This window comes from Streptomyces uncialis (assembly GCF_036250755.1).
GTDB classification, from domain to species: Bacteria; Actinomycetota; Actinomycetes; order Streptomycetales; family Streptomycetaceae; genus Streptomyces; species Streptomyces uncialis.
In genome coordinates this window covers 4,358,816-4,385,515 of the sequence record NZ_CP109583.1, presented here as the reverse complement: position 1 = coordinate 4,385,515, position 26,700 = coordinate 4,358,816, and the positions used below count along the sequence as shown (strand labels likewise).

The 26,700-nt window shown below is 71.1% G+C and carries 24 protein-coding genes and 1 pseudogene; 12 read left to right on the top strand and 13 right to left on the bottom strand.

Going from position 1 to position 26,700, the window contains the following annotated elements:
* Nucleotides 1-57 precede the first annotated feature (57 nt).
* Together OG711_RS18065 and OG711_RS18060 are read left to right on the top strand one after the other, a co-directional pair.
* Nucleotides 58-489: a RidA family protein gene (locus OG711_RS18065; RefSeq protein WP_073783277.1), complete on the top strand. Its 432-nt coding sequence runs from the start codon at nt 58-60 to the stop codon at nt 487-489.
* Entirely contained in the window at nt 486-1,682 is a 1,197-nt protein-coding gene (locus OG711_RS18060; protein WP_329559760.1) for an alkene reductase, read from the top strand. Before OG711_RS18065 ends, OG711_RS18060 begins: the two co-directional genes overlap by 4 nt.
* 27 nt (nt 1,683-1,709) lie before the next feature.
* On the opposite strand, the gene OG711_RS18055 is transcribed toward OG711_RS18060, so the two are convergent.
* Nucleotides 1,710-2,657, bottom strand: coding sequence for a helix-turn-helix transcriptional regulator (locus OG711_RS18055; RefSeq protein ID WP_329559759.1), 948 nt, complete (start codon nt 2,655-2,657; stop codon nt 1,710-1,712).
* Between the two features lie 245 nt (nt 2,658-2,902).
* Between OG711_RS18055 and OG711_RS18050 the strand changes: the two genes are divergently transcribed.
* A complete protein-coding gene (locus tag OG711_RS18050; RefSeq protein WP_266509457.1) occupies nt 2,903-3,868 on the top strand; it encodes an alpha/beta fold hydrolase in 966 nt (321 codons plus the stop codon).
* A 138-nt stretch (nt 3,869-4,006) separates the two neighbouring features.
* Here OG711_RS18050 and OG711_RS18045 read toward each other — a convergent pair whose 3' ends face one another.
* Nucleotides 4,007-4,411 carry a type II toxin-antitoxin system PemK/MazF family toxin gene (locus OG711_RS18045; RefSeq protein ID WP_329559758.1) on the bottom strand — a complete coding sequence of 135 codons (405 nt, stop codon included), beginning with the start codon at nt 4,409-4,411 and terminating at the stop codon, nt 4,007-4,009.
* 257 nt (nt 4,412-4,668) lie between these two features.
* Here OG711_RS18045 and OG711_RS18040 point away from each other — a divergent pair, with 257 nt between their 5' ends.
* Nucleotides 4,669-5,631: a phosphotransferase family protein gene (locus OG711_RS18040; protein ID WP_329559757.1), complete on the top strand. Its 963-nt coding sequence runs from the start codon at nt 4,669-4,671 to the stop codon at nt 5,629-5,631.
* Nucleotides 5,632-5,755: 124 nt separating this feature from the next.
* Here OG711_RS18040 and OG711_RS18035 read toward each other — a convergent pair whose 3' ends face one another.
* On the bottom strand, nt 5,756-6,604 hold the full coding sequence (locus OG711_RS18035; RefSeq protein ID WP_329559756.1) for an NAD(P)H-binding protein: 849 nt from the start codon (nt 6,602-6,604) through the stop codon (nt 5,756-5,758).
* A 255-nt stretch (nt 6,605-6,859) separates the two neighbouring features.
* Between OG711_RS18035 and OG711_RS18030 the strand changes: the two genes are divergently transcribed.
* From OG711_RS18030 to OG711_RS18020, 3 genes are all read left to right on the top strand, one after another.
* Entirely contained in the window at nt 6,860-7,411 is a 552-nt protein-coding gene (locus tag OG711_RS18030; RefSeq protein WP_329559755.1) for a helix-turn-helix domain-containing protein, read from the top strand.
* 2 nt (nt 7,412-7,413) lie between these two features.
* Nucleotides 7,414-8,208 (top strand): hypothetical protein, encoded by a 795-nt coding sequence (locus tag OG711_RS18025; RefSeq protein WP_329559754.1) that lies wholly within the window; start codon nt 7,414-7,416, stop codon nt 8,206-8,208.
* 220 nt (nt 8,209-8,428) lie between these two features.
* Complete coding sequence (locus OG711_RS18020; RefSeq protein ID WP_073783296.1) at nt 8,429-8,770, top strand: DUF2516 family protein; 342 nt, start codon at nt 8,429-8,431, stop codon at nt 8,768-8,770.
* 121 nt (nt 8,771-8,891) lie between these two features.
* Here the strand turns inward: OG711_RS18020 and OG711_RS18015 are convergent, their stop codons facing one another.
* From OG711_RS18015 to OG711_RS18005, 3 genes are all read right to left on the bottom strand, one after another.
* On the bottom strand, nt 8,892-10,421 hold the full coding sequence (locus tag OG711_RS18015) for a PP2C family protein-serine/threonine phosphatase (protein ID WP_329559753.1): 1,530 nt from the start codon (nt 10,419-10,421) through the stop codon (nt 8,892-8,894).
* Nucleotides 10,422-10,909: 488 nt separating this feature from the next.
* Nucleotides 10,910-11,956, bottom strand: a complete 1,047-nt coding sequence (locus tag OG711_RS18010) for a C40 family peptidase (RefSeq protein WP_329559752.1) — start codon at nt 11,954-11,956, stop codon at nt 10,910-10,912.
* Nucleotides 11,957-12,349: 393 nt separating this feature from the next.
* Nucleotides 12,350-13,135, bottom strand: a complete 786-nt coding sequence (locus OG711_RS18005; protein WP_329559751.1) for a methyltransferase domain-containing protein — start codon at nt 13,133-13,135, stop codon at nt 12,350-12,352.
* Between the two features lie 265 nt (nt 13,136-13,400).
* Here OG711_RS18005 and mshA point away from each other — a divergent pair, with 265 nt between their 5' ends.
* Both mshA and OG711_RS17995 read left to right on the top strand, forming a co-directional pair.
* Complete coding sequence (gene mshA, locus OG711_RS18000; RefSeq protein WP_329559750.1) at nt 13,401-14,747, top strand: D-inositol-3-phosphate glycosyltransferase; 1,347 nt, start codon at nt 13,401-13,403, stop codon at nt 14,745-14,747.
* A gap of 85 nt (nt 14,748-14,832) precedes the next feature.
* Nucleotides 14,833-15,306 (top strand): annotated as a pseudogene (locus OG711_RS17995) (YbjN domain-containing protein); the annotation flags it as partial.
* Nucleotides 15,307-15,568: 262 nt separating this feature from the next.
* On the opposite strand, the gene OG711_RS17990 reads toward OG711_RS17995, so the two are convergent.
* The 7 genes from OG711_RS17990 to pstS all read right to left on the bottom strand — a co-directional run bounded on the left by OG711_RS17990 (nt 15,569) and on the right by pstS (nt 23,967).
* On the bottom strand, nt 15,569-15,958 hold the full coding sequence (locus OG711_RS17990; RefSeq protein ID WP_073783302.1) for a RidA family protein: 390 nt from the start codon (nt 15,956-15,958) through the stop codon (nt 15,569-15,571).
* A gap of 838 nt (nt 15,959-16,796) precedes the next feature.
* Complete coding sequence (locus OG711_RS17985; RefSeq protein WP_329559749.1) at nt 16,797-17,714, bottom strand: hypothetical protein; 918 nt, start codon at nt 17,712-17,714, stop codon at nt 16,797-16,799.
* Between the two features lie 22 nt (nt 17,715-17,736).
* Nucleotides 17,737-18,270: a hypothetical protein gene (locus OG711_RS17980; RefSeq protein WP_266509417.1), complete on the bottom strand. Its 534-nt coding sequence runs from the start codon at nt 18,268-18,270 to the stop codon at nt 17,737-17,739.
* Between the two features lie 1,536 nt (nt 18,271-19,806).
* Complete coding sequence (gene pstB / locus OG711_RS17975; RefSeq protein ID WP_073783307.1) at nt 19,807-20,583, bottom strand: phosphate ABC transporter ATP-binding protein PstB; 777 nt, start codon at nt 20,581-20,583, stop codon at nt 19,807-19,809.
* 29 nt (nt 20,584-20,612) lie between these two features.
* Nucleotides 20,613-21,689, bottom strand: coding sequence for a phosphate ABC transporter permease PstA (gene pstA, locus OG711_RS17970; RefSeq protein ID WP_073783309.1), 1,077 nt, complete (start codon nt 21,687-21,689; stop codon nt 20,613-20,615).
* Entirely contained in the window at nt 21,686-22,696 is a 1,011-nt protein-coding gene (gene pstC / locus OG711_RS17965; protein WP_073783312.1) for a phosphate ABC transporter permease subunit PstC, read from the bottom strand. The genes pstA and pstC overlap by 4 nt, the downstream gene beginning before the upstream one ends.
* A gap of 134 nt (nt 22,697-22,830) precedes the next feature.
* Nucleotides 22,831-23,967: a phosphate ABC transporter substrate-binding protein PstS gene (gene pstS / locus OG711_RS17960; RefSeq protein WP_329559748.1), complete on the bottom strand. Its 1,137-nt coding sequence runs from the start codon at nt 23,965-23,967 to the stop codon at nt 22,831-22,833.
* 782 nt (nt 23,968-24,749) lie between these two features.
* Between pstS and OG711_RS17955 the strand changes: the two genes are divergently transcribed.
* Genes OG711_RS17955 through OG711_RS17945 form a run of 3 tightly spaced genes read left to right on the top strand, consistent with a single transcriptional unit; the run spans nt 24,750 to nt 26,643 of the window.
* Nucleotides 24,750-24,959 carry a hypothetical protein gene (locus tag OG711_RS17955; protein WP_245876591.1) on the top strand — a complete coding sequence of 70 codons (210 nt, stop codon included), beginning with the start codon at nt 24,750-24,752 and terminating at the stop codon, nt 24,957-24,959.
* Nucleotides 24,956-25,705, top strand: coding sequence for a hypothetical protein (locus tag OG711_RS17950; RefSeq protein WP_329559747.1), 750 nt, complete (start codon nt 24,956-24,958; stop codon nt 25,703-25,705). The genes OG711_RS17955 and OG711_RS17950 overlap by 4 nt, the downstream gene beginning before the upstream one ends.
* On the top strand, nt 25,702-26,643 hold the full coding sequence (locus OG711_RS17945) for a DUF6895 family protein (protein WP_329559746.1): 942 nt from the start codon (nt 25,702-25,704) through the stop codon (nt 26,641-26,643). Before OG711_RS17950 ends, OG711_RS17945 begins: the two co-directional genes overlap by 4 nt.
* The last annotated feature ends 57 nt before the right edge of the window (nt 26,644-26,700 follow it).

Genomic DNA, 26,700 nt, shown 5'->3' with positions numbered 1-26,700 from the left:
TTCGTAACGTGGCCGTGCGGGGGCCGGTTCCGGTCCCCGCCGAGACAGGGGAGAGTCATGTCCAGCAACGAGAGCGTGGCCACCATGGAGCGCGTGCGCGTCGAGAAGATCGCGACCACGCCGGACTGGTACGCGCCGTACCGGATATCGCAGGCCGTCCGGGCCGGGGGCCTGGTGTACGTGTCCGGGCAGGCGGGGTTCGAGGAGGACGGGACGACCGTCGAGGGCGGGTTCCTGGCGCAGGGGCGGCAGGCGTTCAGGAACGTCGGACGGGTGCTGGAGGCGGGCGGCCTGACCTTCGCGGACGTGATCAAGGTCGGCATCCTCGTCCGGGACATGGCGGCGAACTTCCCGCATGTGATGACGCTGCGCGGCGAGTTCCTGGCCGAGCCCTACCCCGCCGACACCCTCATCGAGGTCGTCGCGCTGGCCCGGCCCGACTGGCAGATCGAGGTCGAGGTCATCGCGCTGGACCGGAGCGCCGCATGAGCGCCGGGGTCGTGACGGGACAGGCACGGGACATGGAATCGCGGGAAGAGCGGGAAGAGGTTGTGGGGATGCGGGAGTTGCTGGAGCCGTACCGGGCGGGGCGGCTGGAACTGGCGAACCGGGTGGCGATGGCCCCGATGACCCGGGGCCGGGCCGACGACGCGACGGGCGTGCCGAGCCCGCACGCGGCGACATACTACCGGCAGCGCGCCGGAGCCGGGCTGCTGATCACGGAGGGCGTGTACGTCAACGCGCTCGCCAAGGGCGGCCCCGGCATCCCGGGCCTGGTGACCGACGCGCAGACTCGAGGCTGGCGGGAGGTGACGGACGCGGTGCACGCCGAGGGCGGCACGATCTTCGCCCAGCTGTGGCACGTGGGCCGGATGACCCACCCGCTGACCCTCCCGGACGGCGAGCTGCCGGTGGCCCCGTCGGCCGTCGCCATCGAGGGGAGCCGGATCTTCACCCGGGACGGGCTGCTCGACCACGTCACTCCGCGCCAGCTGACGGCCCGTGAGATCGACGCGACCATACGGGACTTCGCGTCCGCGGCCCGGCGCGCGATCGAGGCGGGCTTCGACGGCGTGGAGATCCACGGCGCGAACGGCTACCTCGTCCAGCAGTTCATCGCCGACAACACCAACCTGCGCACGGACGGGTACGGCGGCTCGGTCACCGGCCGGCTGCGGTTCGCGACGGAGGTCGTCGAAGCGGTCGTCACCGAGGTCGGCGCGGACCGCGTGGGCCTGCGCATCTCACCGGACAACGCCGAGAACCAGCTCGCCGAGACCGACGCGCGCACCACGTACCGGACACTGGTCGACGCGCTGGAGCCGCTGGGCCTGGCCTATCTGCATGTGCTGGAGAACGGCGCGTACGGAGCCATCGCGGATCTGCGGACCCGCTGGTCGGGCACGCTCGTCGCCAACACGAACGGTCCGGTGCCGAGCAGCCCCGCCGCGGGCGCGCGCCTGGTGCGGGACGGCCACGCGGACGTGATCGCCCTCGGCCGCCTGTTCATGACGAACCCGGACCTCCCCGCCCGCCTGGCCGACGGCATCCCGCTCGCGGGTCCGCCGACGGAGAACCTGTACGGGGGAGGGGCGGAGGGCTACATCGACTACCCGCCCGCGACGGACGGCCTCGGGGTCGCGGCGACCCCGGCGGCCCAGGTAGTCCCGGCCGCCGCGTAGGCCGCGGCACGAATCACGGGACAGCCCTTAGCCGTATCGCTCGACGAGCGTGCCGCCGATCACGGCCAGGCGGTCCCGCACCCCCGGCGGGCCGGTCACCTCGACCTGGTCGACCAGCCCGGCGAGCTCACCGGCGAGCATGTACTCGTCGTGGCCGCGGATCACGACCTCGACCCGGCCGTCGGGCGCGGAACCCCCCACCTGGAGCCGGCCGCCGAACGCCATCCGGAGCACGCTCACCCCGTGGGGCGCGCATACCGCCTGGACCTCCAGTGGCGTTCGTCTGCGGTCGATCTCGTCGGCGATCTCGCGCCAGCTCTCGGCGAGGTCGAAGTCCCCGGGACGGTGCACGGGGTCGCCGGTCGGGTCGGCGGACGCCACACGGTCGATCCGGAAGGTCCGCCGACCCGCCTCGGTGTGGGCGACGAGGTACCACGACGGACCCTTGGCGACGATGCCCAGCGGGTGGACGGTTCTCCCGGTCTCGGCGCCTTCGCGGTCGACGTAGCGGAGCCGTACCTGGACGCCGTGGATCACCGCGTCCTGGAGTGCGTCGAGGAAGCGGGGCGGCCGGTGCCCGACCGGACCCGATCCCCATGCCTGCGGGTCCTTGACCAGCGACGACGCCGTCGCCTCGGCCTGCGCCCGGAAGGGCTCCGGCAGGGCTTGGACGAGCTTGCGCAGAGCCGCCTTCACGGTCGGCGTCGCGGCCGAGGCCGGTCCGGCGACCAGGAACAGGGCGCGGACCTCGCCCGCGGTCAACCCGGACAGGTCGGTACGGGCGCCGCCCACGAGGCGCCAGCCGCCGCCCCGGCCCTGTGTGGAGTACACGGGTACCCCGGCCATGGCCAGGGCGTCGAGGTCGCGGCGGGCGGTGCGCTCGGAGACCTCCAGCTCCCGGGCGACCTCTGCCGCCGTCACCCGCCCGCGCCGTTGCAGCAGGAGGAGGACGGCCACCAGCCGGTCGGTTCGCATACCGACAACACTCTCAATGAAACCGGTCATGGGGTGACCGGTTTGGTCGCCAGGATGGCGGCATGGCTTCGGCGACGAGTCCCGCCACCCACGGCCGTATCGACCCCGGGCCTTTCAGCTCTGTCGACCCTCGGCCTTTCACGGGTGCGTGGGCGCCGCCTTCGGGAACCTCCGTCGCCCGAGCCTGATCACCCAGAAAAATAGCCTGGGCCTGATCACCCCGAAAAGAATAAAGAGGAACCGTGATGTTCGATCCAGCAGATTTCCCCGAGCCCACCCTTGTTCCGGTCAACGGTGTGGAGCTCGAAGTCTTCGAAGCGGGCCGGGAGAATGCCGGAAAGCCCATCGTGCTCTGTCACGGCTGGCCGGAGCACGCCTTTTCCTGGCGCCATCAGATGCCCGTCCTCGCTGCGGCTGGCTACCATGTCATCGTTCCGAACCAGCGGGGTTACGGCAATTCCTCCCGTCCGGCCGAGGTGACGGACTACGACATCGCACACCTGACGGGTGACCTCGTCGCACTTCTCGATCACTACGGGTACGAGGACGCCACCTTCGTCGGGCATGACTGGGGTGCGATGGTCGTCTGGGGGCTGACCCTGCTGCACCCGAACCGTGTGAACAAGGTGATCAACCTGAGCCTGCCGTACCAGGAACGCGGCGAGAAGCCCTGGATCGAGTTCATGGAAGAGGTGTTCGGCGGCGACTTCTATTTCGTCCACTTCAATCGGCGGCCGGGCGTCGCGGACGCCGTGTTCGACGAGAACACCTTCCAGTTCCTTCGCAACATGTACCGGAAGAACGAGCCCCCCAGGGAGCCCCGGCCGGGTATGGCGCTGATCGATCTCGCCAGGGCGGAAAAGCCGCTCGGTGATCCCGTCATGAGCGACAGCGAACTGGCTGTTTTCGTCTCCGCCTTCGCATCGGCAGGGTTCACGGGCAGTGTGAACTGGTACAGGAATCTCGACCGCAACTGGCGCTTGCTGGCGGACGTGGACCCGGTCATCCAGCAGCCCACGCTCATGATCTACGGCGACCGGGACGCGGTCCAGAGGTCCGAGAGGCTGACGGAGTCCGTGCCGAACGCGGAAGTGGTCGGTCTGGACTGCGGCCATTGGATTCAGCAGGAGAAGCCGGAGGAGACGAACCGCGCGATCACGAATTGGCTGGAACGGCAGGACGCTGTCCGGTACTCCAGCCGTAGTTCGTGACCTCGATGGTGCGAGGTGCCGAGGAGACGGCCGACCTCGGTCGTCCGGACGAGATGGACCACGTCTCCGGGTGCGTCGGTGCGTCGGTCGTCCGGACGAGACGGACCACGCCTTCGGCGGCGTCGGTTCCTTCTCCGTCTACCCGAGGCCGTCGGGACGGAGGGCGTCCCTCAACTCGCTGAGCCTCGCGGTTGCCGCCGGGGTCCACTCCTGCGCCTGTCCGCCGAGGCGGAGGGCGTCCTCGATCTCGCTGAGCTTCGCGGAGGACAGGACGCCCGCCCGCTCGATCAGGTCGTCCCGGGCCACGGTGGTCAGCCACGTGCAAGGGGTGAGGCCAGGACGCGCGAACGCGAACCGCAGCACGCCTTCGAAGGGCAGCCCTTCCATGGCGCCGACCCGCACTTCGACGCCCAGACCGCTGATGTCGACACCCGCCGGAGCGACGACCTGCATCGCCCGGATCCCGGACGCGTCATCCACCGACAGCAGTACGAACGGCCGCCGCTGATCGAACTCCACCCACCAGACCTCGCCACGCTGCACAAGTCCTCCTGACCCGGGACGGCAGGCGAACGCCGCGCGACCCTGACGCTCTGCGGAGACGGGTGCGGCCACCGTTGATCATCGGTGCGTGAAGACGAACGTTCATGCGAGGGCCGCAGATCGCAGCGTAGACCCCACCCACCGGAAGGAGGCATCCGAGGGCCTGACGCCCGACATCCGTGGGGGCCGAGCCGCACGGCCGTCGGTACCTGAAAATGCCTTCGCCCGTGCAGCCGCCCGGATGATGGGGTGGCACGGTGACGAACCACGATGAGACCGCGACCGTCCGGCCGTTGACGCTGGCTTGGGTGGGTCGGCACCTGGAAGCCGGCGAACGGATCGTCGAAGCCGAGGCGCTGCACGGCGGCATCACCGCCGAGATGCGGAGGCTGATCATCGGCACCCGGGACGGAGGCACCCGTGACCTGGTGCTGCGGAGCTACGTCGATCCGTTTCACATGGAGAACGCCGAGGACGGGCTGATGAGGGAGGCCGGCGCGCTGACCCTGCTCGCGGGGACCGCCGTGCCGGCTCCTTCCCTGGTCGCGGTTGATCCGACCGCCGCGCAGTGCGAGTATCCGTCGCTCCTGATGACCCATCTGGCGGGCCGGACGGTCCTTGCCGACAGGGGAGTGGAGGCGCGTGTGCGCCTGCTGGCCCGTCAACTTGTCGCGATCCACGCGGTGCACCCCGCTGAACGGCCCCGCGCATACACGACGTTGACGACCGTCGACACCGTCGTGGTTCCCAAGGGCGCCGACGCGGCCGTATGGGCCGCGGCCATCGAAGTGATCCGCGGACCCGCGCCACCCTATGAAGGGCGCTTCCTGCACCGGGACTTCCAACCTGGCAACGTGCTGTTCGACGTGTCGCCCTCGCACCCGGAAGGCGTCCGGATCACCGGCGTCGTCGACTGGGCAGGACCCTCCTGGGGCCCGGCCGATCTCGATGTGGCGCACTGCTCCGTCAATCTCGCGCTGCTGCACGGCCCTGCTTGGGGTCTGCGGTTCGCCGAGGCGTACGAGGAGGCCGGCGGTGTGCTGGCCGCGAGCGCGAGCGAGCGGCGGTACTGGCGGGTGCGGGACGCGCTGGCCGCCTCGGAGGAGGTGCGGTCGGTGTCGCAGCCGTGGCGGGAGGCCGGGAGGACAGAGCTGACGACGCGAGCTGTCGAGGAGCGGCTGGATGCCTATGTCACCGCCCTGATGGACGCGCCGGGCTGACACACGGGACGCGGGGGCGGTTGCCCGGGGGGCCGACGTACTCCAGCCGGAAGTCCTCAGCCTCCACCGGCCACCTCCACCCCGCGCCGATCGTCGTCGTTGCCCGCTCGGTGGTGTCCGACTCTCACCCGTGTGCCGACAGGACGTCGCGGAGAGCGAGAGGGGCGCGGCCGGTCAGCTGGGTGTAGTCGTTTCGGACTCGATCCCAGCGCTGCTCGCGCACCGAGGCGAACATGGACGAAAAGGCATAGAGCCACCAGGGATCCAGGCCGGTCGCCGCCGTCTCGGCACAGTACGTGTCAGCCGGGATGTCCACGTAGACGACAGGCGTCTCCCATGCCTCCGCCGCGATCGAGGCGATGCCTGCCAGGTCCACCGACTCGGGTCCCGTGATGTCATGGTGACGGCCGGTCGGCTCACCCCCCGCGAGTGCGGCGAGGGCGCGCGCCACGTCGTCGCGCGCCACCAGGGAGACCCGGCCATCCGCTGCCGGGAGCCTTAGCCGCCCGGTCGCGCGCGCCTCGGTGAGCCAGGTTTGGAAGAACTCGATGTAGAGCGAAGCCCTGGCGAACGAGCACGGGACGCCGGAGGCCAGAAGCAGATCCTCGGTGAGCCGGTTGACCACGGCGTAGCAGAACGGGGACGCCATGTCGGCGTCAACGCTGCTCAGCGCCGCGACATGGCCGACGCGCTCAGCCGCCACGGCGGCGACGACGTTGCGGTGGTGCAGCAGCACCCGTGCATCGGGCCCGTCACTGGAGACGAGGACCAGAGTGTCCACGCCCTTCAGCGCCGCACGCAGCGCAGGCGGATCGGCGTAGTCGGCGACGGCGGCCTCCACCTGCGGCGGCAACGCCTCGGCAGGCAGCCTCCTCCTGGTCATCGCCACGACGTCCACGTCGGCCCGGTCCGCGAGCAACTGCACGACCCGCCCACCCAGGCTGCCCGCCGCCCCGGTCACCGCGATGCGCATCGTTGCCCCCGTCGCCTTGTCGCCAGTCGTACAACCGTAGGCGGCCACGCGCGGCAGCGGCTCAGAAGGAGCGGGACAGAACAGCAGATGGCCAAGGTTGACCGAGGCACACAGCCAGATGGCTCGGATACACCGAGACTGGCCCGCCTTCAGCGAGACAGGTCACTCAGGGCTCAGCTGCGGCCCGACGTGGCGCGGAACACTATTGCAAGCGCCTGCTTGCAATTGTTAGCAAGGTGGGTGCACGGTAGAGGCATGGCATCGCTCAACGTCGGCAATCTCGGTGAGTACCTGCGCGACCAGCGCCGCAGCGCGCAGCTCTCGCTGCGGCAGCTCGCCGAGGCCGCCGGGGTGTCCAATCCGTATCTGAGTCAGATCGAGCGCGGGCTGCGCAAGCCCAGCGCGGAGGTGCTCCAGCAGGTCGCGAAGGCGCTGCGGATCTCCGCCGAGACCCTGTACGTCCGGGCCGGAATCCTGGACGAGCGGGAGCGGGACGAGCTGGAGACGCGTGCCGTCATCCTCGGCGACCCCTCCATCAACGAGCAGCAGAAGCAGGTGCTGCTCCAGATCTACGAGTCCTTCCGCAAGGAGAACGGGACCGACGGCACCGGCGCCGACGGCTCCCCGCGCGGCGCGAAGGGCGCGATACCGGATTCCGCGGCGGCGGCCCCCACGAGTGGGCAGTCCGCCGCGACGGGCGACGACGACCCGCCGCCGGGCGGGGAGCCGAGCCGTACCGAGTCCGACGCGCTTGATGGAACACCGCACGACGAACCCTCGAACCGAAGTGCTCCAGGAGGACGCTGATCATGGCCATCACCGACGACCTGCGCAAGACCCTCAGTGACCCGACCCCCCTCTACTTCGCCGCCGGTACGGCCGATCTGGCTCTCCAGCAGGCCAAGAAGGTGCCGGGGCTGGTGGACCAGCTCAGGACCGAGGCCCCGGCGCGGATCGACGCGGTCCGCAACGCCGACCCCAAGGCCGTCCAGGACAAGGCCGCCACCCGGGCCAAGGAGGTCCAGGAGACCGTCCAGGCCAGGGTGAACGAGTTCATCGGCACGCTCGACGGCGACTTCAAGAAGCTCGGTGAGTCCGCGCAGGACCTCGCGATGCGCAGTGTGGGCGTGGCCGCCGAGTACGCGGTCAGGGCCCGGGAGACGTACGAGAAGGTCGCCGAGCACGGCGAGCAGACGGTGCGCACCTGGCGCGGCGAGGCGGCCGACGAGATCGTCGACCTCGCGGAGGTCGTGGAGCCCGCGCCGCGCACGCAGCCGAAGGCGGCGCCGGGTGCCGCCCGGGCCAAGAGCCGGCCGCAGCCGCGTCCGCAGTCCCCGGCCGGGTCCGCCACCAGGTCGACGGGGTCCGCCACCGCGAAGCCCGCGGCGTCCAGGGCGGGCACCGCCAAGCCCGCCGGGACCGGTCAGCCCGCGGCCAGGCAGTCCGCTGCCAAGCCCCGTCCGGCCGCCGGTTCCGTCCCCGCGCAGGACACCAAGGGCGGCTCCGCGCAGGAGTCGCCCGCGGGGAAGACCGTCGCCAACGGCAAGAAGGCGCCTGCCCGCAAGCCCGCGGCCAAGAAGACGACTCCGCCCTCCGCGCAGTAGTCCCCCCGGCCGTACGGCGGTCGCACCTGGACGACGGTTCCCCGCAGGCCCCCGGCCGACGGGGAACCGTCGTCCACGGACGACCCGCACAGGTACAGGTGTGTCCGCTCCCGAGGGCCCCGGTAACCGTGAGGAACTTCGGGGGCACGAACGGCGTGGCCCGTGCGTTGTGCGGGTACGGTGGCCGCGTAGCGACGATTCGACACGGGTGGTGGGTAGTGTGCTGAGTTCCGGATTCAGCAGTCTGCTGTTGGTGATCTACATTGCCATGTTCGCCATGGCGGCGGTCGCCCTGGTGATGGCGGCCATCGCCCGGGACGACGCCTATCGCGCCGCCGACAAGCAGAACAAGATGTTCTGGATGATCATCCTGGGCATCACCGTCACGGTGAACCTCCTGGTGCCGGTCCTGTTCCTCCAGATCGCCGGACTGATCGCCACCATCGTGTTCTTCGTGGACGTCCGGCCCGCCCTGAAGCAGGTCTCCGGGGGCGGAGGCGGCCGACGCGGGGGCGGCAGCAGCAGCGACGGCCCGTACGGCCCGTACAACGGCGGCCGGTAGTCGCTGACCGGTACCGCGGCACTTACGCGACCGGTAGCGCCGCCGCGTACTGCACGACACCCCGCCGCCACGCACCGAAAGCGTGGCTCAGCCGTACAGCCCGCTCAGCCCTACAGCCCGCTCAGTGGCCCGGTTCGCGTCCCAGCAGGACGACCGCCACATCGTCGGTGAGGTCCCCGCCGTTGAGGTCCCGGACCTCCGTGACCGTCCGTTCCAGCAGTTCCTCGCCGCGCATCCCGGCCGCGAGCTGGCGGCGCACGAGCTCCACCATGCCGTCCTGGCCTAGGCGCTGGTTGCCGACGCCGATACGGCCCTCGATCAGCCCGTCCGTGTAGAGCATCAGGCTCCACGTACCGCCCAGGTCCACCTGGCGCCGCGGCCAGCGGGCGCGCGGCAGCAGCCCGAGGGCGGGGCCCCCGCTCTCGTACGGCAGCAGCTCCGCGAGCCGTCCGGGGCGGACGACCAGCGGGGACGGGTGTCCGGCGAGGGACAGTCCGGCGCGGCGGCCGTCCGGGGCGATGTCGACCGTGCAGAGGGTCGCGAAGATCTCCTCGTCGGCGCGCTCGTGCTCCAGCACCTGCTGGAGCGTCGACAGCAGCTCGTCCCCGCACAGACCCGCCAGCGTCAGCGCCCGCCAGGCGATACGCAGCTCGACACCCAGTGCGGCCTCGTCGGGGCCGTGTCCGCAGACGTCGCCGATCATCGCGTGGACGGTGCCGTCGGGGGTGCGCACGGCGTCGTAGAAGTCGCCGCCGAGCAGCGCGCGGGACCGGCCGGGCCGGTAGCTCGCGGCGAAGCTCAGCCGGGAGCCGTCCAGCAGCGGCTTGGGGAGCAGACCGCGCTCCAGTCGGGCGTTCTCCTGGGCGCGCAGCCGGGACTCGGTCAGCTTGCGCTGGGCGGCGTCCGCGCGCTTGCGCTCGACGGCGTAGCGGATGGCGCGGCTCAGCAGCCGGGCGTCCAGCTCGTCGCGGAAGAGGTAGTCCTGGGCGCCGACCCGGACGGCCTCGGCGCCGCGCTCCGCGTCACCGGAGGTGGTGAGCGCGAGGACTGCGTGCTGCGGGGCCAGTCTCAGGACGTGCTTCAGGGTCGCCAGCTCGTCCGGTGCGCCCGGCTTCGGGGCCGTACCGCCGTTCGTCGCGGTGTCACCCGTCCCCGCCCCTGTACCCGTACCAGTGGGCGTACCCGGGCCGGTGGCCGTGCCCGTAGTCGGTCCGCCCGTGGTGGGGGCCGGGGCGGGGCCGCGGGGGCGTCCGGCGCCCGGGAGGGCCAGTGCCAGGTCCAGCAGGATGCAGTGGACGTCGTCGGTGAGCAGCCGCTCGGCCTCGGTGAGGTTGCGGGCGGTGCGGATACGGATGGGCTTGCCCGCGGCGTCCAGCAGCTCGGGGATACCGAGCGAGCCCGCCGGGTCGTCCTCGATCACCAGCAGGCTCAGACCGCCGCCGGACGCCGCCGGAGCGGGTACGCCAGAGGCCGCCGCGACGGCTGCGGAGGGCCGTCCGGTGGCGGGGTCCGGTGCGGTGACCGGGTCCTCACCGGTCACGGGGGCCCGCATGGGTGCGCGGTCGGTGGTCGTGGCGGCCGGGCCACTGTCCATGGCCGGACCGCTTTCCACGGCCGGAACGGCTCTGGGGCGCGGTACGGGTGCGGGCATCGTCTTGCTTCCTTCCCTCCCCCCGAGGGCGACGGGCGCCGAGCGACGCACCGCCAGACGGGGACCTTAGCGGTACGCGGCGGCGCAAGGGAACGACGTACGGGAAGGCTTTGGGTAATCGGCCTCCGTCATATGCCGCATCCCCTCCCGCAATTGGACAGCGGGCCGCCCCACGGATGCTCGTACGGGATGACGAACGTCACGCCACCGGGGTTGAGTCCCGCACGGGACGTGCCGTGCGTCACGCGGGGCCCCGGCCCGCACCTGGTGGACCGGCACCGGCGGGCACCGCCCAAGGGCGTGCCGAAGCATACGGCCGACCGCGCTGATTCCGTACCCCTCCACGCACCACCCGCAGGTCAGAGGCCACAAGAAGGCGCGAGGCGCCGCGCGGACAACTCCCCCCACCCGCACCCGAACACCGCACAAGCCGCACGGGCCCCGCACCCGTCCGGACGGGACTGTGCGGGGGATCACGGACGCCCGTCTCACATATCGGGCCGGACGACCCCCAGTATCGGCATCGAGCCCGCGCCCGCCACCGTGACCGAACGGCCGGGACGGGGCGCGTGGATCATCTCGCCGTCCCCTATGTACAGGGCGATATGACTCGCGTCGTTGTTGTAGACGATCAGGTCGCCCGGACGCATCCGCGACTCGTCGACCCGGGGGAGCGCGCGCCACTGCTCCTGCGAGGTACGGGGGATGTCGGTCCCGGCGGCGGCCCACGCCTGCTGGGTGAGCCCCGAGCAGTCGAACGACCCCGGGCCCTCGGCACCCCACTCGTAGGGCTTGCTGAGCTGCTTCCTGGCGTACGCGACGGCCTTCCCGCCCGCGCCGCTGCCCTCGGCCGCCACCTCGTCGAGGACACCGGAGCCCAGCCAGGCGGCCTGCGCCGCGCGCTCGCGCTCCAGCTCCATCTCCCGCAGCCGCTCGCGCTCCCTCGTGGCGAGGGACGTCCACAGCTCCTCCGCGTCGGCGAGCTTCTGCTTGACCTTCTGCTGCGCGGAGTCCTTCTTCTTCCGGGTCCGCTCCAGCTCGTCCCAGTTCGCCGCGGCGTCCTCGGCGTAGATCCGGAGATTCACCTGGGTGCGGGCCAGCGCGGCGATCAGGCCCTCGGTGGCCCGCTGGCCCTCCTTGAGCCGTCCGGCGCCGTCGAGGAAGTCCTCCGGGTCGTCGCTGAGGATCAGCCCGGCCCCGGGCGGGAGGCCGCCGCCCGTGCGGTAGTGGGCGCGGGCGGCGGCGCCCGCGCGGTTCTTCAGCCCGTCCAGCCGCTTCTGGCCGTCCGCGATCTTCTTCTTGAGGTCGCTGACCGTCCCGGACTGCTCGGTGACCTGCTCCTCCACCGCGTTGTACGCGTCGGTGGCCACCGCCGCCTCGTGATAGAGCCGGTCCAGCCGCTTGCGGACGTCCTCCAGCCGGACGGAGTCCCCGGGCGGGGCGGGCGCCGCGAAGGCGGCACCCGGCGCGGCCAGCAGGCCGATCGCGCATGCCACCACCACGGCCGCGGCCGTCGAACTCCGGTACACCCGCATGGCTGTGCCCCCCTCAGCTCCACTCGGCCTTCAGTGCCGTACGGACGGCCCCGGGACGACACCCGGCCGCCGCACAGGACACCGGACCCGGACGCACCCCGCCACGCCCCGCCGCCCTCGCCCGCACCCCGCCGCTCCGCCACCCCGCACCGCTCACTCCGATGGACGAGCGGCTCCCGGAGATCGTTCCCCGCTCGAAGCCCCCGTACGGACATTCATCCGTTCGAACGCATGTGGCCCGACCGCCGGAACCGACAGCCCGACGCCCGCATAGCGCCGACCGCCGCCCCCACACCCCACCCAAGCCACCTCCACACCCAGCAGCCCCACGTACGGCGTCCCGCCCCGACCACCGCACCCATCCCGCGCACCCCACCCGTCCCCGAGCGCGTCTCACCCCACCGGGGCCAGCGCCCCCCAGGACACGGTCACTTCGCCCTGCCGCCAGCGCACCGGACCGTCCAGCACCGGCCAGCCGCCCGCGGCGAGATCCCGTACCGCCCGCATCCACCGCTGCCGGGCCCCGTACGACGCGTACGGGGCCGCGGCGGCCCACGCGCGGTCGAAGTCCCGCAGGAACGCGTGCACCGGTTCGCCCGGCACATTGCGGTGGATCAGCGCCTTGGGCAGCCGTTCCGCGAGGTCCGAGGGGCGCTCCAGCGCGGCCAGCCGGGTCGCGAACGTCACCGTACGAGGGCCCTCGGGACCGAGCGCGACCCACACATGACGGCGCCCGATCTCGTCGCAGGTGCCCTCGACCAGCAGTCCCTCCGGGTCGAGCCGCCCGCACAGCCGCCGCCAGACCTCCGCCACCTCGGACTCGTCGTACTGGCGCAGCACGTTCGCCGCGCGGATCAGCAGCGGGCGGCCCGGCAAGGGCACCTCGAAGCCGCCGTGCCGGAACGTGAGGCCCTCGCGCGCGTACGGCTCGGCGGCGGCCACGCGCGCGGGGTCGATCTCGACACCCACCACGCGCGCGCGTGGCGCGACGGTCCGCAGCCGCCCCAGCAGTTCCACCGCGGTCCAGGGAGCGGCGCCGTATCCGAGGTCGACGGCGACGGGTTCGGCGGCGCGGCGCAGGGCGGGGGCATGGGCGGCGGCGATCCAGCGGTCCATCCGGCGCAGCCGGTTCGGGTTGGTGGTCCCACGGGTCACCGTCCCCACGGGGCGGGAGGGCATGTCCAGAGGGTATCCAGGCGGGGCGGCTCGCGGACCCTCCGGCCGGGCGGCCCGGGCCGGGCCTCCAGGGCTGTGAGCTGCGAGGTTGAGGAAGGCAACGTAATAGTTGGGCAAAATGGAAATGGAGCGATGACTTCCGGTGTTGGAGCGCTTCGGAGGGTGGGCCGCGCCCTCCGACGGGCACCGCACGCGGTCGCGCACGAGCTCGGTGATCAGCACCACAGCACGGCAGACGACCGGAAGCAGCCGCGAGGAGGACCGCTTCGTGAGCCAGTACGTCAGCAGGCTCGGACGACGTTCCGCCGTCTCCCCGCCCCGACTGCGGTTGCCGGGCGCCCACCGCAGACCCCGCCGGGTGGCGATGCTGAGCGTGCACACGTCGCCGCTGCACCAGCCAGGCACGGGCGACGCGGGCGGGATGAACGTCTACATCGTCGAGCTCGCCCGGCGGCTGGCCGCGCAGGGCATCGAGGTGGAGATATTCACCCGGGCCACCACCGGCGGGCTGCCGCCGACCGTGGAGCTGGCCCCGGGCGTCCTCGTCCGGCATGTCGACGCCGGTCCCTACGAGGGCCTCGCCAAGGAGGACCTGCCCGCGCAGCTCTGCGCCTTCACCCACGGCACCATGCAGGCGTGGGCCCGCCACCGGCCCGGCCACTACGACCTGGTCCACTCGCACTACTGGCTGTCCGGGCACGTCGGCTGGCTCGCCGCCGAACGCTGGGGCGTCCCCCTGGTGCACGCGATGCACACCATGGCGAAGGTCAAGAACGCCGCGCTCGCCGACGGTGACACCCCCGAACCCGCCGCCCGGGTCATCGGCGAGACCCAGATCGTCCGCGCCGCCGACCGGCTCATCGCGAACACCTCCGAGGAGGCCGACGAACTGGTCCGGCACTACGACGCCGAACCCGGCAAGACCGCGGTGGTCCACCCCGGCGTCAATCTGGACCGCTTCCGGCCCGCCGACGGCCGCCTCGCCGCCCGCGCCCGCCTCGGACTCCCCCCGAACGCCCTGGTGCCCCTCTTCGCCGGCCGCATCCAGCCCCTGAAGGCGCCGGACATCCTGCTGCGGGCGGTCGCCGTCCTGCTGGCGGAACGTCCCGGACTGCGCCACCGGCTGGTCGTCCCCGTCGTCGGCGGCCCCAGCGGCAGCGGCCTGGCCCGCCCGGAAGGGCTCCAGAAGCTCGCGGCACGGCTGGGGATCGCCGATGTCGTACGGTTCCGGCCGCCGGTCGGCCAGGACGAGCTCGCCGACTGGTTCCGGGCCGCCTCGGTCCTCGTGATGCCCTCGTACAACGAGTCGTTCGGACTCTGCGCGATCGAGGCCCAGGCCACCGGTACCCCCGTCCTCGCGGCGGCGGTCGGCGGACTGCCCGTCGCGGTGCGCGACGGGCACACCGGCTTCCTGATCCCCGGTCACGACCCGATCGCCTACGCGCGCGTGCTGGGCGCGTTCGCCGACGACCCCGCGATGTCCTTCCGGATGGGCGCGGAGGCGGCCCTGCACGCCGAGTCCTTCGGCTGGGACCGCGCGGCCTCCACCACGTCGGACGTCTACGCGGACGCCATGCACGAGTTCCGCCGCAAGGCCCGCGCCCGGCACACCTGAGGACACGGGCACGCGCGCGTGCCCGTGTCGATCACCACAGACGCGTCACCCCGGCGGTGTCACAGGTCTCCCGTAGGCTCCCCGTATGGCTGACGCGGCGACGATCATCGAGCGGGTGCTGACCGAGGCCGGGATCGAGTGGGAGAACCCCGGCCCTGGCACCTACGTGGCGAAGCTCCCGGGCACCCGCAAACTCACCACGACGGTGTCCCTGATCGTCGGCAAGCACACGCTGTCCCTGAACGCGTTCGTGATCCGGCACCCCGACGAGAACGCGGAGGGCGTCCACCGCTGGCTGCTGGAACGCAACCTCAAGCTCTACGGCGTCGGCTACGCCGTCGACCCCCTCGGCGACATCTACCTGACCGGCAGGTTCCCGCTCCAGGCGGTCACCCCCGACGAGATCGACCGCGTCCTCGGCTCGGTCCTCGAAGCGGCCGACGGCGCGTTCAACACCCTGCTCGAACTGGGCTTCGCGACGTCGATCCGCCGCGAGTACGCGTGGCGCGTCTCCCGTGGCGAGTCCACCCGCAACCTGGACGCCTTCGCCCACCTGACCTCCGCGAACACCCCGTCCGCGAGCACCCCGTCCGGCGACGCCCACCTCACGTCCGACGCCCGGCCCACGTCCGCCCCGTCCGGCGAGCAGCCCACGGCCGACGGCCCCGCCCCCGGGGACACCGACACCCAGCCCTGACGCACCGGACGGGTCCAGGGGGCTCACGCGTCACGGCCCCGGCAGCGCGGTAGCCGCCCCCACCCACGTACCGACACGTACGACGTACCGACGTACCGGGCACGTACCGACGTACCGATCCGGGCTACGCGGTGACCCGTCGCGCGTCCACCTCGATCTCGATCCGCATCCGGGGGTCCGCCAGCCCGCACACCATCATCGTGGCGGCCGGCCGCACCTCACCGAAGCAGCGGCGCAGCACCGGCCAGCAGGGCTCGAAGTCCTCCCGCTCGGGGAGCAGATACCGCACCCGCACCACATCGGCGAACGTGCACCCCGCCTCGGTCAGCGCCGCCTCGATGTTGCGCAGGCACTGCTCGGCCTGCTCCACGACACCGTCCGCGATGGTCATCGTCGTGTAGTCGAACCCGGTCGTCCCGGACACATGCACCCGGTCGCCGTCGACCACGGCACGGGCGTATCCGATCCGTTCCTCGAACACCGAACCGCCGGGAATCGCACGTCGTTCCACCATGCGCCGAACGGTAGGCCCCCGACGGCGAGGCGTCCACCAGGCTGGCACTTCCGGGGTTCCACTCCTGTACGTACGTGTCCCCGCACAGGTGGTTCGTGGGGTGCGCATTCCCTGCAGGTCGCCTTCGCTTGCGCTTTCGAGGTCTCTCCGGCTGGGCGTACTTGTCCTTGCACAGGTCGTCCGTGGGTGCGCAGTTCCCCGCGCCCCTGAGGTGCTGCCCCTTGCGGTCGCTCTTCGGGTGCGGGCCGGTTCTCGTCTTTTGCGCAGTTCCCCGCGCCCCTGAAGGGGCACTCCTCTCCTCGCGCAGTCGCCCTGCTGCGGGAGGGGGTGGGCGGGAATCTCTGCCCGCAGACTCCGACGCCACCAGCGCGGCCACTGGACGTCTTCCCGAGCGCGTTGGAGCGAGGACGGAGAATCCCGACCGGCCCCGACCCGAAGAACCGGCCGGATGCGCCCCAAAGGGGCGCGGGGAACTGCGCGAAACCACCGAACGACGGCACAGGAACGAAGTACGTCCCGCCGGACAGACCTCGGAGGCGCAAGCGAAGGCGACCCGCAGGGAACCGCGCGCCGACGAGAACCGGGCCGCCCGGCGGACAACAACAGGAGGCAGCGCCCAGAGGCGCGAGCGAAGGCGGTCCTCACCCGGGAGAGCGGTCACGATCGGCATGTGTGGCCATGGGGCAGTCCGGCGCGGCCCTCCGGCGGCGGGGGCGCGCGGGCGCGGTCCAGGCCGCCGGGCCACGGAACCGTAAGGGAGTCGGTGCCCGGCAGCACTCACCCCATCCGGTGAGCCGGAGGGACAGGGCATGGCAGGACGTTCTCTCGCGGCGGGGGGTCAGCCTCGCAGCAACCGCTCCGCGGTCCGGACGGCGGCCTCGTTCTGCTTGCTGCTCGCCTCCAGGCCGGTTCGATGCTGCTTGATCTGCTCACGCTGGATACCGGAGTCGACCCGGTACCAGATCGACACGAGATCGGTCGACTTCTTGCAGTCGATGTCGGCGAGCGCGATGGCCACGGCCTTCTCGCTCCCGTTCCCTTTGCCAGTGGTGAGGTGGATGGCATCGAAGGGAATTGCCACCTCGTATCCCTTTTCCTTCATACAGCGGGACCACGATTTCAGCGCGGCACGCACCTTCGGCGTCTCCTGCGACCGGGTGAGGCTTTCGTAGTTCAGCCGGCTGACCAGTGAGAAATCGAGACCCGCGGCCCCTACCTTCCTCGGAGCCCATCCGGAGCAGCCGCCCTGAGGGATCTCCTTGCCCTTGTAGGAGATCGGCGCGGAAGACTTGGTGTCACCCTTGTCGACCGTTCCGGACAGCACCATGGTGGCGGCTTCGCCCAGCTTCGGGGACGAGGAACCGGCGGGCGGTTCTTCCTTGGCGAGCCCGTATCCATGCCGCTCGGCGACGACCCGGTCGGTGATGCCGTAACGTCGCTCCATATTCGCGTCGTTGGGGTTGGGTGGCGGCGTGGTACCGGCCGGCGGCGGACGGAATTCGAATCCGAATCCCGCCATGCACGCGGTCTGCTGGTCACGCACCGCCTGGTCGATGGCCACGCGCTGCTCATAGGACTGCATGTACCGCTCCAGCGGCAGTTTGAGTCCTTTGGCGAGCCCCCGTCGGGGCGTGGCATCGGGCCACTGCGAGCGGTCGACGTCATCAAAGGTCCGTGCGGCCTTCGACCCCGAGTGCTCGGCCGGCCGCTCCCCCGGGCCACAGCCCGCCATGACCGTGCCGGCGAGCACGGTCATGGCGAGCAGGGCGACGCGTCGCTCAGGCGAAGTGCTGCGACGCATTGTTGTTCTTCAGGGTGGCGTTGAGGTTCATGTGCACGCCGCCCGCGCACAGCTGGCTTCCGTTGGTGTGGCCGAAGTACTGCGACGAACCCTGGTAGCCCGAGTTGAAGTAGACGCGGTAGGAGTCCCACGGCGAGCAGTTCTCGGCCGACGCGGCGTTGTTCTTGACCGCCTGCCCGGTGCCGGGCCCGTTCAGCCCCGCCGAGTTCTTCCCGAAGACGAACTTGTAGTGGACGGGGTTGGCGCCGCCGTTGTGTCCGTAGGTCTCTCCGGCGTAGTTGGTCACATTGCCGTAGAAGCTGGCGGTGCCGGAGTAGTAGCCGTCGTTTTCCTTCGAGTTGTAGTGGAGGTGGAACTGGCCGGCGTGACCGACCGGGCAGCTTCTGTAGTCGCAGTTGCTGTCGGCGTTCTGCGTAGGTATGGCGGCACTGGCCGACTGCGCGGGGCCCAGCACGGCGACAATGGTTCCGGCGGCGGCAGCCAGGGCGAATTGGGCACGCTTGTTCAGCATTTTCATCCCACTCCTTGACGACGGGGGTTCCCGTGCGAATACATGACGGCACGCGCCATTGCTGCGCATTCCTCCACCGTCGTCCGCGAGTCGGCCATATCGCCGTACGCGTCCCGGCAGGGCTGCTGCCCGTCGTGGCGCCGCCTTCGTTCACGTTCTTTCACGGAATGGCTCTTGATGGAGCCGGTCGAATGATGACGAGGCGTGAACTTACCCATCGCCCGCAGGCTTGTCCAGAGCATGCCGGAACCCCTCCAGGGATGATTTCAGGCCCAACGGTGCACCCGCTTGAGGCTGGTTGTGCTCCACCCCACCCATTACTCCGTGAATGCATCGGAGTTGCCGAGGTGAGACCGAGTCCTGGCCCCTGAACAGTCGGTCGACACCGCACATCCCGATGGTTTATCCGGTTGGGTTCGCGATTTGAACAGCCTCGGAACACATATGTTCTTCGAGTGCAATTCCGCCGGGTGGCGGGCCCGGGATCACGTACGGCCGTCCCACCGGGTGGCGGCCAGGGGCCACACCCGGATCGCGGCCCGGATCATCAAGGGGCATCCGAGCCCGTCGTCATGAGCCGGTCCCCACCGGACATCCGCGCGTGACGACTCCGCGGCATCCGTATGGCGGGGAAGGTGCCGACGCCCGGCTCATGGCCGCCCCGCCCCGACGGGCGCCGACGAGCGGACGGCCGTCCGCGATCCGCGCTGCCACGGGAGACCGGCGCGTGTTCCCCGCGTGACGACGCCGGACAGGGCGCGGACCCCTGTCACCGTCACACCCCGTGTGCGGCGGCCTTCCACACGCATGAACGGCCCAGCCAGGACCCGGCCGCGCCATGGCCGGATTGCCGCTGTTTGTGGCATGTTCACGACCTCCGCCGGCCCGGAGGTCCGGGTGAAAACCGCCCTCCCCGCGCAGTCGCAGGACTCACGTGAGGGGGTGGGCGGGAATCTCTGCCCGCAGACTCCGATGCTCTTCAGCAGGACCAGGGGGACGTCCGACCGAGCGCGTTGGAGCGAGGACGGAGAATCCCGACCGGCCCCGCCCCGAAGAACAAGCAGATGGCGCCCCAAAGGGGCGCGGGGAACTGCGCGAAACCACCGAGCGACGGCACAGGAACGGAGTACGTCCACCCGGACAGACCTAGGAAGCGCAAGCGAAGGCGACCCGCGGGGAACTGCGCAAACCCACCGAGCGACGGCACAGGAACGAAGTACGCCCACCCGGACAGACCCAGAAGCCCAAGCGAAGGCGACCCGTAACGAAGAAGGGACCCGCCCCAGGGAGTTCAGGGGCGGGTCCCACACCTCGCGGTGGCACCGCCATGCAGCACCGCGAGGAGACCGGAACACCGGACGGCCAAAGCCACACCGGACGACTAGGGGCCCACCGGACGGCCGAAGCCCGGACAGGGCCCGACGGCCAAGGGCCCATCGGACGGCCCAAACCCCCGGACGCGCCGGACGACCCAGGCCGCACCGGACGGCCGAGGCCGAACCGGACGAGCAACAGCCCGGACCAGGGCCCGACCGGTCAGCCGAAGCGGCCGGAGATGTAGTCCTCCGTGGCCTGCACGGACGGGTTCGAGAAGATCCGCTCCGTCTCGTCGATCTCCACGAGCCGCCCGGGCTGCCCCACCGCCGCGAGGTTGAAGAACGCGGTCCGGTCGGACACCCGCGCCGCCTGCTGCATGTTGTGCGTGACGATGACGATCGTGAAGCGCTCCTTCAGCTCCCCGATCAGGTCCTCGATCGCCAGCGTGGAGATCGGGTCCAGCGCCGAGCACGGCTCGTCCATCAGCAGGACGTCCGGCTCCACGGCGATCGCCCGCGCGATGCACAGCCGCTGCTGCTGCCCGCCGGACAGCCCGGAACCGGGCTTGTTCAGCCGGTCCTTGACCTCGTTCCAGAGATTCGCGCCCTTCAGCGACTTCTCGACCACGTCGGCCAGCTCGGACTTCTTGTACGAGCCGTTGAGCTTCAGCCCGGCCGCGACATTGTCGAAGATCGACATCGTCGGGAACGGGTTCGGCCGCTGGAACACCATCCCGACCGTCCGCCGCACCGCGACGGGGTCGACCTGCGCCCCGTACAGGTCCTCGTTGTCGAGGAGCACCTTGCCCTCGACCCGTCCGCCGGGCGTGACCTCGTGCATCCGGTTCAGCGTCCGCAGGAACGTGGACTTGCCGCAGCCGGAGGGGCCGATGAACGCGGTGACGGACCGGGGCTCGACGGACATCGAGATGTCCTCGATCGCCTTGTGGGAGCCGTAGTACGCGGTGAGACCGCTGATGTCGATTCGCTTGGCCATGGGTTTCACTTCTTTCGGGAGGGCCGCGGTCAGCGACCGGTCTTCGGGGCCTTCCAGCGGGCGATACCGCGTGCCACCAGGTTCAGGATCATGACGAAGGCGATCAGGGTGAGCGCCGCGGCCCAGGCACGGTCGTACGCCGCGCCGGAACCCGCGCTGTTCGCGTACTGCTGGTAGATGTACAGCGGCAGCGACGCCTGGGCGCCGTCGAAGGGGTTGTTGTTGATGAAGTTGGTGCCCCAGACCAGCAGGAGCACGGGCGCCGTCTCACCGGTGATGCGCGCGACCGCGAGCATCACACCCGTGGTGATGCCGCCGATGGAGGTCGGGAGCACCACCTTGAGGATGGTCCGCCACTTGGGGATGCCCAGCGCGAGGGACGCCTCGCGCAGCTCGTTCGGGACGAGCTTGAGCATCTCCTCCGTGGAGCGGACCACGACCGGCATCATCAGGATGGCCAGGGCCAGCGAACCGGCGAAGCCGGACGGCCCGAGGTCCAGGATCAGGATCCAGAAGCTGAGGACGAACAGACCCGCGACGATCGACGGGATGCCCGTCATCACGTCGACGAAGAAGGTGACGGCCGCCGCGAGCTTCCCGCGGCCGTACTCGACGAGGTAGATCGCGGTGAGGACACCGATCGGCACCGACACCAGGGTCGCGATGCCGACCTGCTCCAGTGTGCCGATCAGCGCGTGGTAGATACCGCCGCCGGTCTCGGTGTCCGCGACGACGCCCATCGAGTGGCTGAGGAAGTACCCGTCGAGGACGGTCACCCCGCGCTTGACGGTCTCCCAGATGAGGGATGCCAGCGGGATGACCGCGAGGACGAAGGCGACCCAGACGACACTCGTGGCGACCCGGTCCTTGGCCTGGCGGCGCCCCTCGACCCGCGCGGCGACGGCGTAGGTGAGCGCGACGAAGAGCAGCGCGGCGATCAGGCCCCACTGCACCCGGCTGTGCAGGTCGAAGAGGAGACCGGCGGTGACGGAGAGGGCGACGGACGCCCCGGCGACCGCCCACGGCGTCCAGCGGGGCAGGCTCGCGCCCCGGATACGGGACTCGGGCTGCTCGGGCCGCTGGGTGGTGGTGGCTGACTGGTTCATCCGTTGGCCCCCGAGTACTCCTTGCGACGGGCGATGATGGCCCGTGCCGCGCCGTTGACCAGCAGGGTGATGACGAACAGGACCAGGCCGGAGGCGATCAGCGCGTCCTGGCCGGTGGTGTTGGCCTCACCGAACTTGCTGGCGATGTTCTGGGCGAAGGTGCCGCCGCCCGGGTCGAGCAGACTGGCGTTGATGTCGAACGTCGGCGACAGGACCGTGGCGACGGCCATCGTCTCGCCGAGCGCGCGGCCGAGCCCGAGCATCGACGCGGAGATCACGCCGGAGCGTCCGAACGGCAGGACCGCCATCCGGATCACCTCCCAGCGGGTGGCGCCGAGCGCGAGCGCGGCCTCCTCGTGCATCTGCGGGACCTGCTTGAACACCTCGCGCGACACATTCGTCACGATCGGCAGGATCATGATCGCGAGCAGGATGCCGACGGTGAGCATCGAGCGCGGGGCGCCGCCCTGCCAGGCGAAGATCCCGGTCCAGCCGAAGTACTCGTCCAGCCAGCTGAACAGCCCGGTCATATGCGGGACGAGCACCAGCGCGCCCCACAGCCCGTACACGATGGACGGCACCGCGGCCAGCAGGTCGATGACGTACGAGATGGGGCCGCTGAGCTTGCGGGGCGCGTAGTGGGTGATGAACAGCGCGATGCCGACGGCGACCGGGACCGCGATGATCATCGCGATCAGCGCGGAGACGATCGTGCCGAAGGCCAGTACGGCGATGCCGAAGACCGGCGGGCTGCCATTGGCCTCCCACTCGAACGTGGTGAAGAAGTTGCCCTCGTTCTTCGTGAGGACGAGCGCGGCGCGATAGGTCAGGAAGACCGCGATGGCGGCCATGAGGGCCAGCAGGAAGATGCCGGAGCCGCGCGACAGCCCGAGGAAGATCCGGTCGCCGGGGCGGGTGGCGCCGCGCGCCGCCTGCTTCTGCCGGGTCTCGGCGGGCGGCGGTGACAGCGGGGGAGGAGCGGTGTCCTGTGTGGTGGTGATGTCCATGGAGTTCTCCGGTCTGCGGAGCCGTGCGGGGAAGTGCGCGGCTCCAGGCGGCGGTGCACCGGACGGTGCGGGCGGACCGTGGTCCCTCTTCGGCGGGGGCCGGGGAAGGAGCGGGGTCCGCCCGCACGCTCAGGTCAGCTCAGCGAGGCGATCGTCTCGCGGACCTTGGTGGCGATCTCGGCGGGCAGCGGGGCGTAGCCGTTGCTCGACAGCAGGCTCTGGCCGTCCTCGCCCGCGATGTAGGTGAGGAAGGACTTGACGGCCGGCAGGGTCTCCGGGTCGTTGCCCTTCTCGCAGAGGATCTCGTACGTCACCAGGGTGATCGGGTACGCGCCCTCGGTGGTCGGCGTGTAGTCCAGCTCCAGGGCGAGGTCCTTGCCCTTGCCGACGATCTTGGCGGCGGCGATGGCCTTGGACGCGTTGTCCGAGGTGGCCTTGACCGGCTGGGTGGCGTCCGTCTTCACGTCGACGGTCTTGATGCCGTCCTTGGCGTACGACAGCTCGAAGTACGAGATGGCGCCCGGGGTCTCCTTGACCTGCTGGGCCACGCCCGAGGAGCCCTGCGCGGACTGGCCGCCCTTGGCCTGCCACGCCTTGCCGCCCTCGTACTTCCAGTCGCCGGGAGCGGCGTCCTTCAGGTACTTGGTGAAGTTGTCGGTGGTGCCGGACTCGTCGGAGCGGTGGAACGCCTGCACCTTGGTGTCCGGCAGGTCGGCGCCCGGGTTCAGCTTCGCGATGGCCTCGTCGTCCCAGGTCTTGATCTTGTCGTCGAAGATCTTGGCGAGGGTCGGGGCGTCCAGGACGAGGTTCTCCACGCCGGGGACGTTGTAGCCGAGGGCGATGGGGCCGCCGACCATCGGCAGGTCGATGGCCTGGCTGTTCTCGCAGACCTTGGCGGACTCGGTGATCTCCTCCGGCTTGAGCGCCGAGTCGGAGCCCGCGAACGCGGTCTGGCCCTGGAGGAAGTTGGTGATGCCGGCGCCGGACCCCTTGGGGTTGTAGTTGATCCGGACGTCCTTGCAGGCCGCCTGGTAGTTCTTCACCCAGGCGTCGATGGCGTTCTTCTGCGCGGAGGACCCGGCCGCGAGGACCTCGCCCTTGGCGTCGTCGCAGGCGATGGAGCCCGCGGCGGCGGTCTGCGCGCCGCCGCTGGCGTCGGTGGAACCGCCGCCGGTGTCGTCCGAGCCGCACGCCGTGAGGGCCAGGGCGCCGGAGACGGCGACCGCACCGAGGGAGAGGGCGCGCAGCCGGTTCTTGCGCTGAAGCTTCACTTTTCGGGTGTTCCTTCCAGGAGCCGCGCGTTGCGTCGGCGGCGTGCGTGTCGTCGGTCGGACCCCCTCGGCGCGGAAGAGGTGCGCCGCGGAGGTCCGGAGGGTGTCCGGTCGTGCGTTCACCGGTTACGGGGCCCTGGACCACGAAGGCCCCGGTTCGCACCCGGTACGACCGAAATTAGGCAGAACAGGTGACGCGGCCTACGGCCACAGGTGAACGGACGGTGAACCCATGCGGTCGGTGTGGTGAGGTCACGGAATGCTTACGACGCGGACGCGGTGAGGTTTCCCCCGGGTGGGCGGTGTGCGGGGGCCCCACGTCCGTGCTGGGGAGCACTCCCCTTGGCTGATGTTGCGGATAAGGGGTGCCCTCGTCGTCCGCTGTTCGGGTGAACCGGACGGTCGGACGAGGTGCGGGGGTGTGGGGGCTCACTCACGGAGGCGCCCGCGCCCCCTCGGGGTGCCACGGACCGGGGCCACGTACCCGTCCGCCGCCGCCCGCCACCCCTGACCGGCCGGGGGCAACTCCTCCCGGAACCCTATAAGTTCGCCCACCCCTCCGGTCGCCACCTCCAGCCGCCCCCGCGGGCGGCCCCCTCCCCCGTACGGAGTGCGGGTCGCGAAACCGCAGGTCGGAGCCGGTGGCGTACTCCGGCGCGCGTCCGCGCCGCCGTGACGGCGCCGGAGGCGCGCCCCCGTTCGGCTGAATATCCGGACCTCACGGCTCCAATTCCCGTACCAGCGGCTAACCTCGGAAGCGGCATCACCATATAAGTGGTGATATGTCGCTCTCGAAGGAGGCACAGATGCTCACCCACAAGGACACCCGCATCGTCGCTACCGAAAGTGAGATGTCGGCCGTAGGAACGCTGATGCTGGAACCGGAGACCACCGTCAGCGGTGCGCCGGTCTACGCACCGGAGGCCGCCGGCCTGCTCCTCGCGCTCCTGCTCCTGTCCCCGAAGGAGCCGAAGGAGCCGACGGGCAAGTGAGTTCCCGCGCGGACTTCGCCTCAGCGGCGGACGAACTCGCGACCCGTGTCCTCAGCGCCCTTCGGGGCGCCGGGGGCACGGCGTTCGTCTCCCGGCACTTCGACACCGCCTCCGACTCGGTGGCCGCCCTCGCCGCGATCAGGGTGATCGGCGCGGACACCTTCACCCCGCACGTCCTGACCGGGGTCCCCTTCCACACCGACGACGCGGCGACCGTGGCCCGCTCCCTCGCCGCGTTCCCCGCCCCGGACCCCACCGCGCAGGCCCCCACCGCCCGTACCGAGCAGCGGACCCTCGCCTGGCGCGACTGGGCGACGGCCGAGTGCCTGGCCCGGTTCAGCGGCGGGAGCGCCCCGGGCACCACCGCACCGCCCCAGGGCGACGACGAGCTCGCCGACACCACCGACTGGCGGCGCTGGTCCGTACGCATGGCGCAGCTGGCCACGCTCGCGATCCCCGGCCTCGACGGCCCGGTGCACGAGGCGGCGCGCGCGGCGGCCCTGCCGCTGGCCCGCGGCGCCACCCGCTCGGTGCTGCGCCGGGACCACCGCACGGCCGTGTGCCTCATCCGCTGGCTCGCCTGGCTGCACCACGAGGGCGTCGCCCTGCCCGTGGACCCGGCGCCGATGGCGGAGCACGTACGGCTGCTGGGCGGGGTGGGCCCCCGTACCGCGGTCGACCTGGCCATCGCCCGGCATCTGCTCGACGGACGGCTCCCGCAGGAACCAGAGGCGGTACGGACATGACGACAGCGGTTCCCGAGTCCGTGGCGCTGGTGGCCCGGCGCATGACCGACCGTTCCCTGTCCTGGCTGCACGCCAACCGCGCCTACGGAGCACTTCCGCAGGGCACCTCGGAGACGCTCGCCGACCCCGACAGCGTCTACAAGCCGCTCGGCGAGACGGCGCTGGCCGCGTCCATCGTGCTGCGGGAGGGCGTCGCGGGCGCCGGGCAGCTGGTCGCCGCGCAGGACCTGCTGGACTTCACCTGGGAGCAGTTCCGGGGCGGCGACATGCTCTACGAGCGCCAGCTCCAGCACATCCTGATGACCGACCCGCTGGAGACGTACGCGACATTCGCCCGCTGCGGGTACCGCCACCCCGACCTGCACCGGCTGCTCGGCCACCTCGGCGGGCTGCGTTCCGTCCAGGGCGTCGAGCAGATGCCCAACCGCCGGCTGGCCGTCGCCAACGCCGCCCGGGTCGCGGGCCTCGACAGCCAGGAGGACTGGTCGGCGCTCGCCCGCGCCACCTGGCTCGGCGGCAGGCCCGAGCCATGGGCCATCAACTGGATCACCGCCTACGCGATGACCCACACCGTCTTCCACCTCACCGACTGGGGCGGCCGCCCGCAGGGCCTCGCGCCCGAGCTGGCGGAGTACCTGCGGACCTGGCTGCCGGTGTGGACCGACATCTGGCTGGAGGTCGCCCAGTGGGACCTCGTGGGCGAACTGCTCATCGTCGGCGCCAGCCTGGACGAGCCGTACTGCGACCCCGCGGCGTGGGACGCGATCGCGTCCCTCCAGCACGAGGACGGTTTCATCCCCCGCGACGGCGACCCCGTGGACGACGACCCGCAGCAGCGCTTCACGGACCACCAGCACACGGTGGTCGTCACCGCCATGGCGGGCTCGATCGCCCTGGCCCGCGCGGCCGGTGCGACGGCCGGAGCGACGGCCGGGTGAGTGGCCCGGCCCGCGGGGGTGAACCGGTCGGCGGGGGTGGTGGTGGAGTGGCTGGTG

Bases quoted from the DNA above. Each gene is read 5' to 3' on its own strand.
- OG711_RS17980 (WP_266509417.1), bottom strand. From the start codon at position 18,270: ATGCTGAACAAGCGTGCCCAATTCGCCCTGGCTGCCGCCGCCGGAACC.
- pstA (WP_073783309.1), bottom strand. From the start codon at position 21,689: ATGAACCAGTCAGCCACCACCACCCAGCGGCCCGAGCAGCCCGAGTCC.
- OG711_RS18025 (WP_329559754.1), top strand. From the start codon at position 7,414: ATGGCCATCACCGACGACCTGCGCAAGACCCTCAGTGACCCGACCCCC.
- OG711_RS18055 (WP_329559759.1), bottom strand. From the start codon at position 2,657: ATGCGAACCGACCGGCTGGTGGCCGTCCTCCTCCTGCTGCAACGGCGC.
- OG711_RS17990 (WP_073783302.1), bottom strand. From the start codon at position 15,958: ATGGTGGAACGACGTGCGATTCCCGGCGGTTCGGTGTTCGAGGAACGG.
- OG711_RS18050 (WP_266509457.1), top strand. From the start codon at position 2,903: ATGTTCGATCCAGCAGATTTCCCCGAGCCCACCCTTGTTCCGGTCAAC.
- OG711_RS18065 (WP_073783277.1), top strand. From the start codon at position 58: ATGTCCAGCAACGAGAGCGTGGCCACCATGGAGCGCGTGCGCGTCGAG.
- OG711_RS17955 (WP_245876591.1), top strand. From the start codon at position 24,750: ATGTCGCTCTCGAAGGAGGCACAGATGCTCACCCACAAGGACACCCGC.
- pstB (WP_073783307.1), bottom strand. From the start codon at position 20,583: ATGGCCAAGCGAATCGACATCAGCGGTCTCACCGCGTACTACGGCTCC.
- OG711_RS18010 (WP_329559752.1), bottom strand. From the start codon at position 11,956: ATGCGGGTGTACCGGAGTTCGACGGCCGCGGCCGTGGTGGTGGCATGC.
- OG711_RS18060 (WP_329559760.1), top strand. From the start codon at position 486: ATGAGCGCCGGGGTCGTGACGGGACAGGCACGGGACATGGAATCGCGG.
- OG711_RS17985 (WP_329559749.1), bottom strand. From the start codon at position 17,714: ATGACCGTGCTCGCCGGCACGGTCATGGCGGGCTGTGGCCCGGGGGAG.
- OG711_RS18030 (WP_329559755.1), top strand. From the start codon at position 6,860: ATGGCATCGCTCAACGTCGGCAATCTCGGTGAGTACCTGCGCGACCAG.
- OG711_RS18035 (WP_329559756.1), bottom strand. From the start codon at position 6,604: ATGCGCATCGCGGTGACCGGGGCGGCGGGCAGCCTGGGTGGGCGGGTC.
- pstC (WP_073783312.1), bottom strand. From the start codon at position 22,696: ATGGACATCACCACCACACAGGACACCGCTCCTCCCCCGCTGTCACCG.
- OG711_RS17945 (WP_329559746.1), top strand. From the start codon at position 25,702: ATGACGACAGCGGTTCCCGAGTCCGTGGCGCTGGTGGCCCGGCGCATG.
- OG711_RS18005 (WP_329559751.1), bottom strand. From the start codon at position 13,135: ATGCCCTCCCGCCCCGTGGGGACGGTGACCCGTGGGACCACCAACCCG.
- OG711_RS18015 (WP_329559753.1), bottom strand. From the start codon at position 10,421: ATGCCCGCACCCGTACCGCGCCCCAGAGCCGTTCCGGCCGTGGAAAGC.